Genomic DNA, 15,288 nt, shown 5'->3' on the forward strand with positions numbered 1-15,288 from the left:
TCGTGCACGACGGCCCTCATCGCCCGCCACTCTCATTCCGGCACCTGCCGCATCTCCATGACGCGCAGACCCAGCGACTGGCAGCGAGTCAGCAGGCCGTACAGATGAGCCTCGTCCACGACCGTGCCGAAAAGGACGGTCTGGCCGGACATCACCACGTGGTCCAGCTCCGGGAACGCGTTGGCCAGCGTCTCCGAGAGGTGTCCCTCGACTCGGATCTCGTAACGCACGAGCGGTCCTCCCACCGGACTTACCTGGACGCTCTTCACCTACTGGCTCGGGACAGGCGGACGGCGCCCGTCCCTGCGATCCTCCGCCGCTGCGTACCTCACGGACCTCACCCCGTGCAGGTGACTCAATGAGTCAGAAAGATCTTGAAAGAGATGATCAGCAGGCCCAGCAGCAGGTTGACCGACGCGGTGATGGCCACCAGTCGCCGTGAGGCGCCGGCACGGTGGGCCGCGGCGACGGACCAGCCCACCTGCCCTGCGACGGCTACGGACAGTGCCAGCCAGAGGGCACCGCGTACGTCCAGCCCCAGGAGCGGGCTGACGGCCACCGCGGCGGCCGGCGGGACAGCGGCCTTGACGATCGGCCACTCGGCACGGCACACGAGCAGGATCCCCCGACGGTCCGGAGCGTGCCGGGCGAGCCGTGCTCCGAACAGATGGGCATGTACGTGTGCGATCCAGAACACCACGCCGGTGAGCAGCAGCACCAGGACCAGCTCGACGCGGGGGAACGACCCCAGGGAGCCGACACCGATCACCACGGAGGCCGCGAGCATGGAGCCGTAGACGCCACCCGTGTAGTCGGCGCGTGCCCGGTATTCGGCACGGCGCGCCTTCCGGTCCGTCGGCCCGCCCTCGGCTCTCATCCTGTACACCGGTGGCCCCCTACGCTCGGTCCGTGGATCCGTTCGCCCCGGCCGGAGCCGCACCGGAGCCGGGCTCAGGCTGGCGGCCGCTCCGTGCGGTCGGCAGATGCGGTGTGATCAGGAAACTGACGAGAGCGACGCCGCCCGTGGCCAGGATCGCCGCCTTCAGACCGTCGAGCTGCGCCGAGGCATAGGAGTCCGTGACGGCTTCGACTTCGGACGGTGGCAGTCCGGCCCGCTCGGCCGCCGAACGCACCTGGTCGGTGGAGACGAAGGTGATCCCAGCCTCGAGGCGGACACCGACCTGCTCGCGGGTTTCTGCGGACAGCTGCGGTTCGTCCGCGACCTGCGTGGTGAAGGCGTGGGCCAGCGCGCCGACCAGGATCGATCCGATGAGCGCGGTGCCCAGCGCCGAGCCCAGGTTCTGGGCGGTGAACTGGAGTCCTCCCGCCTCGCTGCGTTCCTCCTCGCCGACGCCGGACTGGACGATGTTGCCGAGCTGCGAGGCGAGCAGGCCGATGCCCACACCCAGCAGGGCCATCGCCCCGGCGAACTGCACGTCGTCGATGACCGGGTCGATGGTGGCCAGCAGCCACACGACGGCCGCCGCCAGGATCGCCAGGGCCAGCCTTACCACCCGGCGCGGCCCCATCACCCGCCCCAGCGGGGACGCGCACAGGGAGGTCACCAGCATGGTGGCGGACACCGGGAGCAGGCGCAGGCCCGTCTGGAAGGCGTCGAAACCCTGTACCACCTGCAGGTAAAGCGGGATGGCGAAGAACAGTCCCAGCAGGATGAGGTTCTGGCTCAGCAGGGTCATCAGGCCGGCCCGCAGCACGGGCCTCCTCAGCAGGGACAGGTGCACGAGGGGGTCGGTGCCCCGGTCTTCCCTCCGCCGCTCCCAGTGCCGGAAGACGGCCAGGACGGCCACGCCGGCGCCGACGACGAACAGTGTCGGGGCGAAGCCGAAGACGGTGAAAGGAGGGTTACGGGGCTGCACCCAGCCCCACGTACTGCTCTGCAGCACGCCGAGCACGCCCAGCGCCAGCCCGACCGCGGAGAGCGCCGCGCCGACCCCGTCGAGCCTCGGCCGCGGTCCGGCCTGGGCGGGCGTGGGGATCACCCGGCGGCACAGCAGGACGGCCAGGACGATCACGACCTCGCCGGCGAAGACGAGCCGCCAGGTGAGGTACGTCGTCATCCAGCCGCCCAGCATCGGGCCGACCGCGATCCCGGCGCCGGCGAGACCCCCGATGACCGCATAGGCGACGGCCCGGTCCCGGCCGGGGTACGACTCCGCCACCAGGGCCGCCATGGCCGGCAGCACCATGGCGGCGCCGAGTCCCTCGATGACGGACCAGCCCAGCGTGAGGACCCACAGCGTGGGCGCCACGGCGGTCAGGGCGGATCCCACGCCGTAGACGACCAGCCCCACGAGGAACATGCGGCGCCGCCCCAGGATGTCTCCGAGCCTGCCACCGACGATCATGAATGCCGCCATGACCAGCGCGTACAGGGTGATGACGGCCTGGATGGCGGTGACCTCGGTGTCGAAGTCCTCCACCAGTTGGCTGATGGACACGTTCATGACCGAGGTGTCCAGAACCATCAGGAACTGGGCCGTACCGAGGGCGACCAGGGCCCACCAGTGCTTCACGCTGTCCCACCTCGCCGAATCGGGCCCAGTACGCCGGCGGAGCCGGTCGGCCGGCGACCGGCAGATGTTGCGCGTTCCTGCGATCGCCTCCGACGTACGTTTCTCCATCGCACCCGACGCGGGCACCCCGCGCCTCACCCGTCACGGGGGAGGGCCGCCCCTGGCGCCTGCCTGCGCCGCTGCGCACCGAGGGCTTCCCCGGGTCCGTCACAGAAGTCCGAGGTCGCGTGCCCGGCGCACCGCGTCGTTGCGCCGGTTCACGGCCAGCTTCCGGTACACGCTTTTGAGGTGGGTCTTCACCGTGTTGACCGATACGTAGAGATCGGCGGCGATCTCCTCCGTGGACATCATCCGGGCCAGCCGCTGGAGGACGTCCCGCTCGCGTCCGCTCAGCTCGACCGCGACCAGAGGCGGGGGCCCGGGCTCAGACCGGAGCCGTTCACCGCCCCGGCGCGGCGGGCCGGGGCTGAGCCAGCCCTGTGCCAGCTCGTGCAGCGGAGCCGAGGCCAGCAGAGGCCGGATCCACGCTCCGGCCCGGAGGAACGGGCGCCGCAGCCGATCGCGACGTGCGTCGAGGAGCGCCCGCGCGACGAGCTTGCGGGCAGTGACCGCGTCTCCTGCCTCCGCTGCGGCCCGGGCCTTGACCAGTGCCGCCCCCACGGTCACCGCAGGGCCGGACCTGCCATCGGTGCGGAGGTTGTCGAGCAGGTGCACGGCGGCATCGGTGCGTCCTGCCGCGATCTGGATCGCTGCGGCCTCCACGGCGCATACCGCTTGGTCAGCAAAGACGCCTCGGAGCGCCTCGGCCGCGCTGTCCGGCCGCCCGTCGGCGAGATGAGCGGCGGAGGCGACGACGGCCGCATGACTCGCGGCCCAGGGCGAGGCCACGGCAGCGGGGACCGCCAGTTTCGTCGCCTCGACGGCGGCGCGCGCTTCTCCTCTGTCCAGGAGCAGCCGGGAAGCGGCGATGGCCCGTGCCGCCGCCGGCACCGGATCGCGTGTTCCCGCAGGCGACCGGGCAGTTTCCTCCAGGAGGTCCTCGGCTCTGCCCAGTTCGTGACGGTCCACGGCCACAGCGGCCAGGACCAGCCGGCCGATACCGGAACCGTACGGCTGGGGCAGGCCGCCCCGCTCCCCCTCGGAGACCGCGGCCAAGGCCCTGCGCTCCGCCCGGCCGGGCCAGCCGTTCAGATAGTCGATCAGAGCGAGGTGCCCCATAGCTTCCTCCCGGGGCAGTACGGTGGCGGCCCCACCCGTGGCTGCGGCCGCTTCGGTCAGGGCGGTGCGCGCGTCCTCGTAACGCCCCGCCCACAGACGCGCCGAGCCGAGATGGGTCAGCAGGAGAGCGATCAGTTCGGGGTGCTTGTCCAGCAGACGGGCCGGGATCTCCTGCCGCAGCTCGTCGGCTGCTTCCACGGCCCTCTCGGCCTGCGGCGTACTACCGGTCAGCCGGGCGGCCAGCGCTTCCAGCAACGCACAGCTCAGCCGGATCTCCGCCAGGTTCGGCGCGTCGTCGGCCAGACGCCCCTCGGCGCGGCGCAAGCGGCCCAGACCGTGATCCAGGTCGTGCCGGGACAGGGCGTGGGCCGCCCGGACGAGGTCGGCCGCCGGGCTTCTCGCTTCGGGCCCCATGCGGGCGAACACATGGGCCGGAGCGCCCGAGCGTAGACCCGTGAAGAGCTGGCCGATCGCGAGGTCGTCGACCAGGGCACCGGCGGCGAGGTCCCAGTCGCCGGCGGCGGCGCCGTGGGCGAGTGTCTCGGACAGAAGCCCGGAACGGCGCAGCCACAGCGCGGCCCGCCTGTGCAGGTCCGGTTCCAGGCCGGGCATGCGTTCGCGCAGGTGGGCCCGGAGGATCTCCCGGAATAGCGGATGGAGCCGGTACCAGGAGTGCCCGAGCCGCTCGACGAACGCGTTCTCGCGGTGCAGCCCGGCAAGGACGGGTGCGGCGTCGGTCCGCAGGGTCAGCGCGTCGGCCAGCTCGGGGCGGAAACGCTCCAGGACGCTGACGCGCAGCAGCAGGTCCTGCGTCTCGTCCGTTCTTCCCCGCAGGACCTCGGCCAGCAGGAAATCCGCGACCGCGCCGTGGTCCGCCTCGAACTCCTTCAGATAGAGCTCCGGGTCGGCGCTCTCGCACGCGGCCAGGGCGGACAGGCGCAGTCCGGCGGCCCAGCCCCGCGTGCGCTCCACGAGGGCGCGTACGGCGTCAAGCGGAAGGACCAGACCGTGCAGTTCCAGCAGCGTGACGGCCTCCGCGGGAGTGAAGGCCAGCTCGGCGCCACGGATCTCCGTGAGCTCCCCGGCCGCCCGGTAACGGTGCAAAGGCAGCAGAGGCTCGGTGCGGGTGACGAGGACGAGGCGCAGCCCCTGCCCGGCGTGGTGCAGGACGAACTCCAGCTGCTCAGCGACTTCCGGAGCGGTCATCCGGTCGTACTCGTCGAGCACAAGGACCACGGGCCGCTCACGTGCGTTCAACTCGGCGGCGAGTGCTGTCAGCAGCCTGCGGTCCACCCCGTCGGCATCCGCGGGCGCCCAGGCCACTCCGGACGCCGGAGCGCCGCAGGCCCGCAGGGACTCGACGACGTACGCCCAGAAGACCCCGGGACGCCGGTCTCCCGCTTCGCCGGTGAGCCAGGCGACGGGCTGGCTCAGACCGGCGGCCCAGTCGGCGGCCAGCAGGGTCTTGCCCGCCCCGGCCGCGCCGTTGACCAGCGTCAACGGCGTTCGGAGAGCCTGATCGAGATGGTCGAGAAGCCGCTTGCGCCGCAGGAACGTGTCGGGTCGCGAGGGAAGGGCGAACCGGGTGCGCAGGAACGGATCCCCCAGGGGATCGGGGCAGGAACCGGCTGGAACGATCGACACGTGCACTCCTCGTTCGTCCCGGTCGGTCCCGGCCACGACGCTCATCACCCCTGTCAGCCAGGGTCACGCCACGGGTGGAGTCATCCATCGCCAGCATCCCAGCCTCACGCCCGGCGCGCGCGGTGGCGAAGGTGATGCAACGGCTCGCGAAGTGCGCAGACGGCCGGCCCGCCACTCGCTCACGCTGCCGTACCCGTCAGGGGCCTCAGCGTCGGAGCCCTCAGGCAGGCGCCCGCCCGCGAGCGTTCAGAACGTGATACAACGCGAGGGCGATTCGCCCGGGATGCCGGACCGTAGCCCTGCGGTGAGTACCGCACTTCACCCCCATGGCCCCGGTCCGGCGTACCGATCACCGCCGGTCGCTGTCCGGCCCGGACGCGGAGAGCCGGCCCGCACATAGCGCCTCGACCAGAGCCCGATGGTCCCGCTCGTTCAGATCGGCGTACTCCTCGGCGAACGTATGGAGCGCGCGGTCGAACGCGTCGCCGCGGCCCAGATACGCGGCGATGGCGATGCGGTCGCCGGATCTCGCGTGGGCACGAGCCAGCGTGGTGCCACAGACCTCGCCGAACGTCCTCAGGCCGACCGGCGTCATCAACTCCGGTTCGAGGCCGCCCTTCCAGTCGCGCAACTGGCGTACGTAGAAGTCGCGGCGCCGCCCGTCGATCCCGTCCGCCCGCGTCCAGCCCAGGAAGATGTCGCTCGTGGCCTGCATCACTCGCTGCCCCGCAACCACCCGCTCGCCCTCGCTGCGGTACTCGCCGGCACCGACGTGTGCAGCGAGCACCGATGCGGCGGCCTCCTTGGCCTGCAGGAAGAGCGGGTCCCGGCCGTCCCTGCCGGTCAGTAGGATGATCCAGCATCGGGTGCCGACGCTGCCCACCCCGACCACCTTGCGGGCGGCATCCACGAACCGGAATGTGCCGAGGAGGGAACGCCGGTCCGACTGGAGACTCCGGGCGTAGCCCCTGAGCAGCCCGCGCAGCCGCTCTTCCAGTGCGTCGCGCTCGACCTCGGGAAGCAGATCCGTGAGCGGTACGAGCAGTGGCGGGTCCGCGGCGATCCGGACCTGCCCGTCGACCGTTTCGGTGACCTTGGCGAAGGCCTGCAGGCTGTCCCGGGTACGGGCCTTGTCCATGGCCCGGTCCAGGTTCCTTCGGCCGCCATCGGTCAGCTTTCGGGACGCCATGGCGGCAAGGCGGTCCGCGTCGATCCTCGCGTACCAGACACCGAGGTTGGTCATGCCCGCGAACCGGATCATCGCCTCGCGGTACGACCGCACCGCCGCCGGCACGACGCGGGCGCGCTCCCGGTCCGTGAAGCCGTTCGCCCGTCCCGCGACGGCGAGACTGGCCGCCAGCCGCTTCACGTCCCATTCCCAGGGGCCGGGCAGCGACTCGTCGAAGTCGTTGATGTCGAACATCAGCTGCCGTTCCGGGGAGGCGAGCAGTCCGAAGTTCAAGAGGTGCGCGTCTCCGCACAGTTGGACCCTGATCCCGGAGTCCTGGGTGGTGGCCAGGTCGGCGGCCATGATCGCGGCGGCGCCCCGGTAGAAGCGGAAGGGCGACTCGGCCATCCGGCTGTAGCGGATCGGGACGAGTTCGGGAACCCTGGTCGCGGACTGGGCGTCGAGGATGCCCAACGGGTCCAGCCGGTCCGACGACGGTGCGAACCCGGCGTGGCCGGAACGGGGTGTGCGGCGGCGGGCGGCCTTCCCCCGGGCGGCCCGCTCCGCGGGCGTCGGGGGCGGTGCGGCACCGAGCGTCGACGCACTGTCCCGGCTCATGGAAGACCCTCCTGACCGCTTCTTTCCCCGATCATCGCGGGTCGTGCAGGTTCCGGCATCATCTGACGGGCCCGGCCCCGGGCAACTGCGGAGGGCGCAGGGCCGGAGATCCGCCGCAGATCACTTCCGCCTGTCGTCCCAGGGAGTGCCCAGCCAGCTGTCGAAGCTGCGCAGAAGCGCCACCAGCGCCGCGCCCAGCCGCCAGTCGCACCACTGCGCGTGCAGAAAGACGTGATCGTCCTGGAACTCCAGCGGGGTCTCCTTGCCGGTGCGCCAGAAGATCCGGCGTGGCCCACGGGCGACATCGCCACTACCGCTCACGACGGCGTGCCCGGCGCTGCGGGTCGGCCCACAGGACGAAGGAGCGCGCCCCGCCCTCTCGCGCCTCCAGGTACGCCGGTATGCCGCCCAGCGGCAGTTCGCGCTCCGGATACGCGACGCCCCGGGCCGTACCTCCGGGCGAGTCGGCGCACCGAATGACGTGCCTGACCGGACCGATGCCGTCCCCTTCGATGTCCTTACTTCTTGTCCTGGGGGACCAGCTCCATTGTCAGCGCGCTGCTCACCCGCGAACTCCTCCGCTGTCTGCGTTCGGAAGTCGCAGATTGAAGTGCTCTCCCGGCCTGAGGCGGGGAGATTCCTACCTGCCTTGCGGCGGCGGGTTTGACGCGCTTCGCGCGCCTGACGACTGCCCTCCCGGCAGCCGGGATGAGCGCGAGGCCCATCCGGTACAGGTGCAAGATGTTCCGGGCTGCGTTGAGGTCGGCGTTGCCCGACCAGCCGCAGTCCGGGTTCTTGCACACGAACACGGCCTGGCTCTCCCGGTTGCCGGGCGTGGTGAAGCCGCACGCCGAGCAGCGTTGGGAGGTGCCGGGGGCGGGGACCTTGTGCAGGGTGTCGCCGTACCGGGCGGTCTTGTACGTCAGCATGGTGACCGTCCGGCCCCATGCCTCCCCGCTGATGGAGCGGTTCAGCCCAGACTTCTGGGCAACGTTCCTCCCCGGCACCTCGATGGTTCCCTTGGCCGACTTGACCATGTTCGTGATGGTGAGTGCTTCGACCACGACGGTGCCGTACTGCCTGGCGATGGCGGTGGTCGTCTGGTGCTGCCAGTCCACGGCCCGGCGCTTGGCTTTCGCGCGCACTCCTGCGATCTGGTCGTAGGTGCGGTGCAGCCGGCGGCTGGTGCGCGCGCCGGGCTTGCGGTGCCGCTTACGCTGCGCGGCGCGCTGCTCCAGGTGCAGAAGCCTGGCTTTCTCCTTGCCGGTCAGCCATTCGCCGTGCTCGTACGATTCGCCGTCCGAGAGGGCCAGCGGCACGGTGACACCCACGTCGATGCCGACGTCCGGCCCCCGGTGAGGCTCGGGCCTGACCTCCAAGGTCTGAACACGGAAGGCGATGTGCCAGCCGAGCGCGTCCTTGACCAGTCGTGCCCCGGTGATCCGGTTCTCCGCGCCTACACGCTTGCCGACCGGAAGGTCTTTGGTCCACCGGAAGCGGACCCGGCCCACCTTGGGAATGTTGACCATGCCCCAGCGGCGGTGCACGCGGGTGATGTTCAGGTCCCGGCCCTGCGGGATGTCCACGGACATCACCGTGCGGAAGCGGCCCTTGAAGTTCGGGGCGTCGGCGCGGCCCTCCCAGCAGTTCTTCCACGCCGGGAAGTACGTCTTGAGTACCGCTTGCGCGGCCTGGGCGGGGAGGACGGCCAGGAAGTCGATGTCCTCGCGGGCTTGTCGGATCGCGGCGTCCGCGTTCGCGAGGGTCCGCATTTCCTTCGGCATCATCTGCCACCACGCGTGGAGAAGATTCCACATCGTGCGGGCCGCATGCGCCTGATCATCCGCCATGCGAACCCCGGCAGGAGACAGTGAAAGCCGGGCACGGTGCCCGAACTGCCGCTTTACCAGGGTGCCTTGACTCGCAACCGAGAGCATAGCGTTGGTCTATGTCACCGCGCTGGAAACCCAATCCCGACGTACGCACCGGACGTCACGTCGTCTACAACCTGCACGGTCACTTGGTTTTTCTCACGAAGTACCGACGGAAGGCGTTCACCGACGCCATGCTGACCCGCACCGAAGAGATCATGCGGGAGGTCTGCGCCGACTTCGAGGCCGAGCTGAAACAGTTCAACGGCGAACAGGACCACGTCCACCTGCTCGTGCACTACCCACCCAAGGTCCAGCTCTCCAAGCTGGTCAACTCCCTCAAGGGCGTCAGCTCCCGCAGGCTCCGCCAGGAGTACGACAGCCACGTCCGCCGGTACCTGTGGGGCGGACACTTCTGGTCCGGCTCCTACTTCGCAGGATCATGCGGCGGGGCACCCCTGACCGTCGTCAAGCAGTACATCGAAAACCAGCAGCGTCCCGTCTGACCGTCACCCCGGAGACGCAGAGCACTCCCGCGCTCCGCGCCTCCGGGCCAAGGATGGCCTTCACCCCCGCCCTGAAGGGCGGAGCACTGGCCAAGATCAGAGGTAGATCGGGGACTTGAGAAGATCGATGGGTGGAGTCCTCTGAACCGTTGCCCGGGTCCGACATCGAGCCCCTGCCCGGGGCCGGACGGGCCGCGGGCCGCCGGCTGGTCCGTTGCCGCCTCTGCGGCCGCCCGCTGACCGGTACGGACTCGCGCCGCACCGGTCTGGGCCCTGCCTGCGACGCCAAACTGCACCCCGCCGCACCGGACATCCGCACCCGCCGCCACGAGGTCGAACAGGACCCGCTGCCCGGTACCTGAGTGGCGACGGCGGCTATGTGCCGAGGCGGCGGAACAACCCCTCCTGCACCACGGACACCAGCAGATTGCCGCCGCGGTCATAGATCCGGCCGCGCGCCAGTCCCCGTCCACCCGTCGCGATCGGCGACTCCTGGTCGTACAGGAACCACTCGTCGGCACGGAACGGCCGGTGGAACCACATCGCGTGGTCCAGCGACGCCATGTCGAAGCCGCGCGGCCCCCACAGCGGCTCCACCGGGATGCGGACCGCGTCGAGGAGCGTCATGTCGCTCGCGTACGTCAGCGCGCAGGTGTGCACGAGCGGGTCGTCGCCCAGCGGGCCGACCGCGCGCATCCAGACGGCGCTGCGCGGGTCCGCGTCCTTCGTCTCCTCGTGCGTCCAGCGCAGCCGGTCGACGTACCGGATGTCGAACGGCTGGCGCCGGGCCATCCGCTCCAGCGCGTCCGGCAGCGCCCCGAGGTGCTCGCGGACCTCTTCGGCGACCGTCGGCAGCTGCTCGGGGTCCGGGACGGTCCGGGCGGGCGGCAGTTGGTGCTCGAAGCCCGCCTCCTCCGGCCGGTGGAAGGACGCCGTCAGATTGAAGATCGTCCGGCCCTGCTGGACGGCGGTGACCCGGCGGGTGGTGAACGACAGCCCGTCCCGCACCCGTTCCACCTCGTAGACGATCGGGACCCCGGGCCTGCCCGGCCGCAGGAAGTACGCGTGCAGCGAATGGACCGGCCGGTCCCCGTCGGTGGTGCGGCCGGCCGCCACCAGCGCCTGCCCGGCGACCTGGCCGCCGAAGACCCGCTGCAGGGACTCCTCGGGGCTGCGCCCGCGGAATATGTTGACCTCGATCCGCTCCAGGTCGAGCAGGTCGACCAGGCGCTCGGCGGGGTTCGTCATGCGGTTCGTCTCCACTCTTGCTGCGCTGCCGTGTGTATGGCGAGCGTGGTCACAGCTGGCCGACCGAGGTGACCGTGACGACCGCCCGGCCCTCTTCGTCGGAGGCTGCCAGATCGATCTCCGCGCTGATGCCCCAGTCGTGGTCGCCGTTCGGGTCGGCGAACGTCTGCCGCACCCGCCACAGCCCGTGCGCGGCGTCCTCGTCGATCTTCAGCAGCTTCGGCCCACGGGCGTCCGGACCGGTGCCCAGATCCTCGTACTCGTCCCAGTACGCGTCCATCGCCTCGCCCCACGCGTCCTCGTCCCAGCCCGCGTCGCCGTCCAGGTCGCCGAGCTCGGCGACCTTGTCCAGCGCGGCCAGCTCCACCCGGCGGAACATCGCGTTGCGGACCAGCACCCGGAAGGCGCGGGCGTTGGCGGTGACCGGCTTGACCTCGTCGGCCCGCTCCTGCGCCTCCTCGGCGGTCTCCACCTCCGGGTTGGCGAGCTGCTCCCACTCGTCGAGGAGGCTGGAGTCCACCTGCCGCACCATCTCGCCGAGCCAGGCGATCAGATCCTCCAGGTCCTCGGACTTCAGGTCGTCCGGGATGGTGTGCTCAAGAGCCTTGTACGCGCTCGCCAGGTACCGCAGCACGATGCCCTCGGTACGGGCCAGCTCGTAGTTCGAGGTGAACTCCGTGAACGTCATGGCGCGTTCGTACATGTCCCGGATCACGGACTTCGGCGAGACCGGATGGTCGCCCACCCACGGGTGGCTCTTGCGGTACACGTCGTACGCGTGCCACAGCAACTCGCTCAGCGGCTTCGGGTACGTGACCTCCTGGAGCAGTTCCATCCGCTCCTCGTACTCGACACCGTCAGCCTTCATCTGGCCGACCGCTTCGCCACGCGCCTTGTTCTGCTGGGCGGCCAGGATCTGCCGCGGGTCGTCGAGCGTCGACTCGACGACGGAGACCATGTCCAGCGCGTACGACGGCGACTCGCCGTCCAGCAGGTCGAACGCAGCCAGCGCGAACGTGGACAGCGGCTGGTTCAGCGCGAAGTCCTGCTGGAGATCGACGGTGAGCCGTACGATGCGGCCCTCCGCGTCCGGCTTGTCGAGCTGCTCCACCACGCCGCCGTCCAGCAGCGAGCGGTAGATCGCGATGGCCCGGCGGATGTGGCGCAGCTGCGCCTTGCGCGGCTCGTGGTTGTCCTCCAGCAGATGCCGCATCGCCGCGAAGGCATTGCCGGGACGCGCGATCACGGACAGCAACATCGTGTGCGTGACCCGGAACCGGGAGTTCAGCGGTTCCGGATCGGACTGGATCAGCTTGTCGAATGTGGTCTCCGACCAGGCGACGAAGCCCTCGGGAGCCTTCTTGCGGACCACCTTGCGCTTCTTCTTGGGGTCGTCGCCCGCCTTCTTGACGGCCTTCTCGTTCTCGATGACGTGCTCCGGCGCCTGCGCGACGACGAAGCCCGCCGTGTCGAAGCCGGCCCGGCCCGCGCGGCCGGCGATCTGGTGGAACTCACGGGCGCGCAGCGTACGGACCCGGGTGCCGTCGTACTTGGTGAGCGCCGTGAAGAGCACCGTACGGATCGGGACGTTGACGCCGACGCCGAGGGTGTCCGTACCGCAGATCACCTTCAGTAGACCGGCCTGGGCGAGCTTCTCCACCAGCCGCCGGTACTTCGGGAGCATGCCCGCGTGATGCACCCCGATGCCGTGCCGCACATAGCGTGAGAGGTTCTGGCCGAACTTGGTGGTGAAGCGGAAGTTGCCGATCAGGTCGGCGATCTTCTCCTTCTCCTCCTTGGTGCACATGTTGATGCTCATCAGCGACTGCGCCCGCTCGACGGCCGCGGCCTGCGTGAAGTGCACGATGTACACCGGCGACTGCCGGGTGTCCAGCAGTTCGGTGAGCGTCTCGGTGATCGGGGTCAGCCGGTACTCGTAGCTCAGCGGGACCGGCCGGGTCGCCGAGCGCACCACGGAGGTGGGACGGCCGGTGCGCCGGGTCAGGTCCTGCTCGAACATCTTGACGTCACCGAGCGTGGCCGACATCAGGATGAACTGGGCCTGCGGCAGCTCCAGGAGCGGGATCTGCCAGGCCCAGCCGCGGTCCTGCTCCGCATAGAAGTGGAACTCGTCCATCACGACCTGGCCGATGTCGGCGTGCTTGCCGTCGCGCAGCGCGATGGACGCGAGCACCTCGGCGGTGCAGCAGATCACCGGGGCGTCCGCGTTGACCGAGGCGTCGCCGGTGAGCATCCCGACGTTCTCCGTACCGAACAGTTTGCACAGGTCGAAGAACTTCTCCGAGACCAGCGCCTTGATCGGTGCGGTGTAGAAGGTGACCTTGTCCTGGGCCAGCGCCGTGAAGTGCGCACCCGCCGCGACCAGGCTCTTTCCGGAGCCGGTGGGGGTGGACAGGATCACGTTCGCCCCGGAGACCACCTCGATCAGCGCCTCCTCCTGAGCAGGGTAGAGGGTGATGCCCTGGGTCTCGGTCCATGACGAGAAGGCCTCGAAGAGGGCGTCCGGGTCGTCGGTCGGGGGCAGCTGATCGATAAGGGTCACGCCCCCATCTTGCCTGCCTTCTGCCCGGATGAGGGAACCGGACGACCGGACGAAGATCACGGACGATACGCTGCCCACTCAACTCGGCCGCATCGCACCGGCGATGGCAGCCGGACAACTTTGGGGGCGGGAAGAACCATGATGGGACCGGCACACTCACTGTCCGGGGCGGCGGCCTGGCTGGGGGTGGGTGCGGCGGCGGCTGCCGCGGGCCATACGATGCCGTGGCCCGTCCTGGTCGTCGGTGCACTGATCACCGCGGGCGCCGCGCTCGCCCCGGACCTCGATCACAAGTCCGCGACCATCTCGCGCGCCTTCGGACCGGTCTCCCGCGGACTCTGCGAGATCGTGGACAAACTCTCGCACGCTGTCTACAAGGCGACCCGGGGCCCCGGTGACCCGCGCAGGAACGGCGGCCACCGGACCCTGACGCACACCTGGCTCTGGGCCGTCCTGATCGGTGCCGGGGCCTCCGCCGCGGCGATCGCCGGCGGCCGATGGGCGGTCCTCGCGATCCTCTTCGTCCATCTGGTGCTCGCCGTCGAAGGACTGCTGTGGCGGGCCGCCCGGATGTCCAGCGATGTCCTGGTATGGCTGCTCGGCGCGACCAGCGCCTGGATCCTGGCGGGCGTCCTGGACAAGCCGGGCAACGGCTCGGACTGGCTCTTCAGTGCGCCCGGCCAGGAGTACCTCTGGCTCGGGCTGCCGATCGTCCTCGGCGCCCTCGTCCACGACATCGGCGACGCGCTGACCGTCTCCGGCTGCCCGATCCTGTGGCCGATCCCGCTGGGCCGCAAGCGCTGGTACCCGGTGGGGCCGCCGAAGGCCATACGGTTCCGGGCCGGCAGCTGGGTGGAGCTGAAGGTGCTGATGCCGGCGTTCATGGTGCTCGGGGGAGCGGGGGCGGCGGCCGCCCTCAACTTCATATGACCGCCGTACCGTCCGCGAGTCGATGAGCCCCCACTCGATGACCTGCAGTAGTCGCGGTTTGCGCTGAGTCACCGGGATGAAGCGCCGGTCCGACGCAACCGGCTGCTCTTCGGTCCGGACGATCGCGTCCGGAGCGTTCTTTCGCGGCAGTCGTGAGCGGGACGTTCGGCCGGGGGGCGGCGTCAGCAGCTGAAGCCGTCGGCTGCGCGGGACGGTTCCCAGACCGCGCAGTCGTGCGCGAAGAGCACCCGCCGCGGGTCGAAGTCGGCGAGCCTCTCCAGCCACGGTCGATAGGCGGGCAGCGGTTGTTCCAGGCCTTCGAGCTCGGCGCGGCGGGCCAGATGATCCGCTGCGAAGTGAGAGGCGAAGTCGTGTGCCTGACCGGCGAGGACGACGGTGCCGTCGCTCTGCCGTACCACCAGCGACTGATGGCCGTCGGTGTGGCCAGGAGTGGGGATGATCCATACTCCTGGCCACACCTCGGCTTCTCCGCTGATCTCCTCGTAGGTCGCGTCAGGGAAGTCGACGAGTTCGTCGATGGTGTAGCCGCCCCGGCGCGCGGCGGCCAGCTCCACTTCCTGCACCAGGATCGGCGTGCCGCCCAGCAACCTGTTGCCCCCGCAGTGGTCGAAGTGGAGGTGGCAGTTCACCACCAAGGAGACATCCGAGAGAGAAACTCCGGCGACGGCGAGGGCGCTCTCCAGCCCTCGGCGCCGGGGGCGGTAGTGAGCTTCGGTTCCTGGATCGGCGGCACCGATGCCGGTGTCGAAGAGGATCAGTCCTTCGTCGCGCCGAACCAAGTAGGCGAGTACGGGTTCGACCCGCGGCTGCGGGCCGCCGGTCTCCGACGCCGGTCGGACGAAGTAGCCCAGGTCGAGGCGGTGGATCGCCGTGTTGTTGGCCATCCGGCCATGGTGGCAGGCGGCTGCTCCTCTCCCCTTCATGTTTCGCTGTCCGGAGAAGCCGGGCGATCCGGCGAAGCCGCCGC

General features: G+C 70.2%; 13 protein-coding genes. 3 read left to right on the top strand and 10 right to left on the bottom strand.

Features of this window, described 5'->3' with window-relative positions:
• Positions 1–32: 32 nt before the first annotated feature.
• The 7 genes from OHA03_RS27450 to OHA03_RS27480 form a co-directional block, all read right to left on the bottom strand.
• The gene (locus OHA03_RS27450; RefSeq protein WP_030980061.1) at positions 33–230 is read right to left on the bottom strand and encodes a hypothetical protein; all 198 of its coding nucleotides are present in this window, start codon (positions 228–230) and stop codon (positions 33–35) included.
• A 125-nt stretch (positions 231–355) separates the two neighbouring features.
• Positions 356–877, bottom strand: a complete 522-nt coding sequence (locus tag OHA03_RS27455) for a hypothetical protein (protein WP_267008183.1) — start codon at positions 875–877, stop codon at positions 356–358.
• A 19-nt stretch (positions 878–896) separates the two neighbouring features.
• Complete coding sequence (locus OHA03_RS27460; RefSeq protein ID WP_267006414.1) at positions 897–2,534, bottom strand: MFS transporter; 1,638 nt, start codon at positions 2,532–2,534, stop codon at positions 897–899.
• A gap of 207 nt (positions 2,535–2,741) precedes the next feature.
• Positions 2,742–5,441, bottom strand: a complete 2,700-nt coding sequence (locus tag OHA03_RS27465; protein ID WP_267006415.1) for a LuxR C-terminal-related transcriptional regulator — start codon at positions 5,439–5,441, stop codon at positions 2,742–2,744.
• A 304-nt stretch (positions 5,442–5,745) separates the two neighbouring features.
• Positions 5,746–7,182, bottom strand: a complete 1,437-nt coding sequence (locus OHA03_RS27470) for a DUF2252 domain-containing protein (RefSeq protein ID WP_267006416.1) — start codon at positions 7,180–7,182, stop codon at positions 5,746–5,748.
• Between the two features lie 120 nt (positions 7,183–7,302).
• On the bottom strand, positions 7,303–7,503 hold the full coding sequence (locus OHA03_RS27475; RefSeq protein ID WP_267006417.1) for a hypothetical protein: 201 nt from the start codon (positions 7,501–7,503) through the stop codon (positions 7,303–7,305).
• 197 nt (positions 7,504–7,700) lie between these two features.
• On the bottom strand, positions 7,701–9,119 hold the full coding sequence (locus tag OHA03_RS27480; RefSeq protein WP_267006418.1) for a transposase: 1,419 nt from the start codon (positions 9,117–9,119) through the stop codon (positions 7,701–7,703).
• 11 nt (positions 9,120–9,130) lie between these two features.
• Here OHA03_RS27480 and tnpA point away from each other — a divergent pair, with 11 nt between their 5' ends.
• Both tnpA and OHA03_RS27490 read left to right on the top strand, forming a co-directional pair.
• Positions 9,131–9,559 carry an IS200/IS605 family transposase gene (gene tnpA / locus OHA03_RS27485; RefSeq protein WP_267006419.1) on the top strand — a complete coding sequence of 143 codons (429 nt, stop codon included), beginning with the start codon at positions 9,131–9,133 and terminating at the stop codon, positions 9,557–9,559.
• A 149-nt stretch (positions 9,560–9,708) separates the two neighbouring features.
• Positions 9,709–9,921: a DUF6011 domain-containing protein gene (locus tag OHA03_RS27490; RefSeq protein WP_267008184.1), complete on the top strand. Its 213-nt coding sequence runs from the start codon at positions 9,709–9,711 to the stop codon at positions 9,919–9,921.
• Positions 9,922–9,934: 13 nt separating this feature from the next.
• Here the strand turns inward: OHA03_RS27490 and OHA03_RS27495 are convergent, their stop codons facing one another.
• Positions 9,935–10,807, bottom strand: coding sequence for an acyl-CoA thioesterase II (locus OHA03_RS27495; RefSeq protein WP_267006420.1), 873 nt, complete (start codon positions 10,805–10,807; stop codon positions 9,935–9,937).
• Positions 10,808–10,856: 49 nt separating this feature from the next.
• Entirely contained in the window at positions 10,857–13,370 is a 2,514-nt protein-coding gene (locus tag OHA03_RS27500; protein WP_267006421.1) for an RNA helicase, read from the bottom strand.
• Between the two features lie 138 nt (positions 13,371–13,508).
• On the opposite strand from OHA03_RS27500, the gene OHA03_RS27505 reads away from it, so the two are divergent.
• Complete coding sequence (locus tag OHA03_RS27505) at positions 13,509–14,300, top strand: metal-dependent hydrolase (RefSeq protein ID WP_267006422.1); 792 nt, start codon at positions 13,509–13,511, stop codon at positions 14,298–14,300.
• A 182-nt stretch (positions 14,301–14,482) separates the two neighbouring features.
• On the opposite strand, the gene OHA03_RS27510 is transcribed toward OHA03_RS27505, so the two are convergent.
• Positions 14,483–15,205: an N-acyl homoserine lactonase family protein gene (locus OHA03_RS27510; protein WP_267006423.1), complete on the bottom strand. Its 723-nt coding sequence runs from the start codon at positions 15,203–15,205 to the stop codon at positions 14,483–14,485.
• Positions 15,206–15,288 lie beyond the last annotated feature (83 nt).

This window comes from Streptomyces sp. NBC_00154 (assembly GCF_026342835.1).
Taxonomy (GTDB): domain Bacteria; phylum Actinomycetota; class Actinomycetes; order Streptomycetales; family Streptomycetaceae; genus Streptomyces.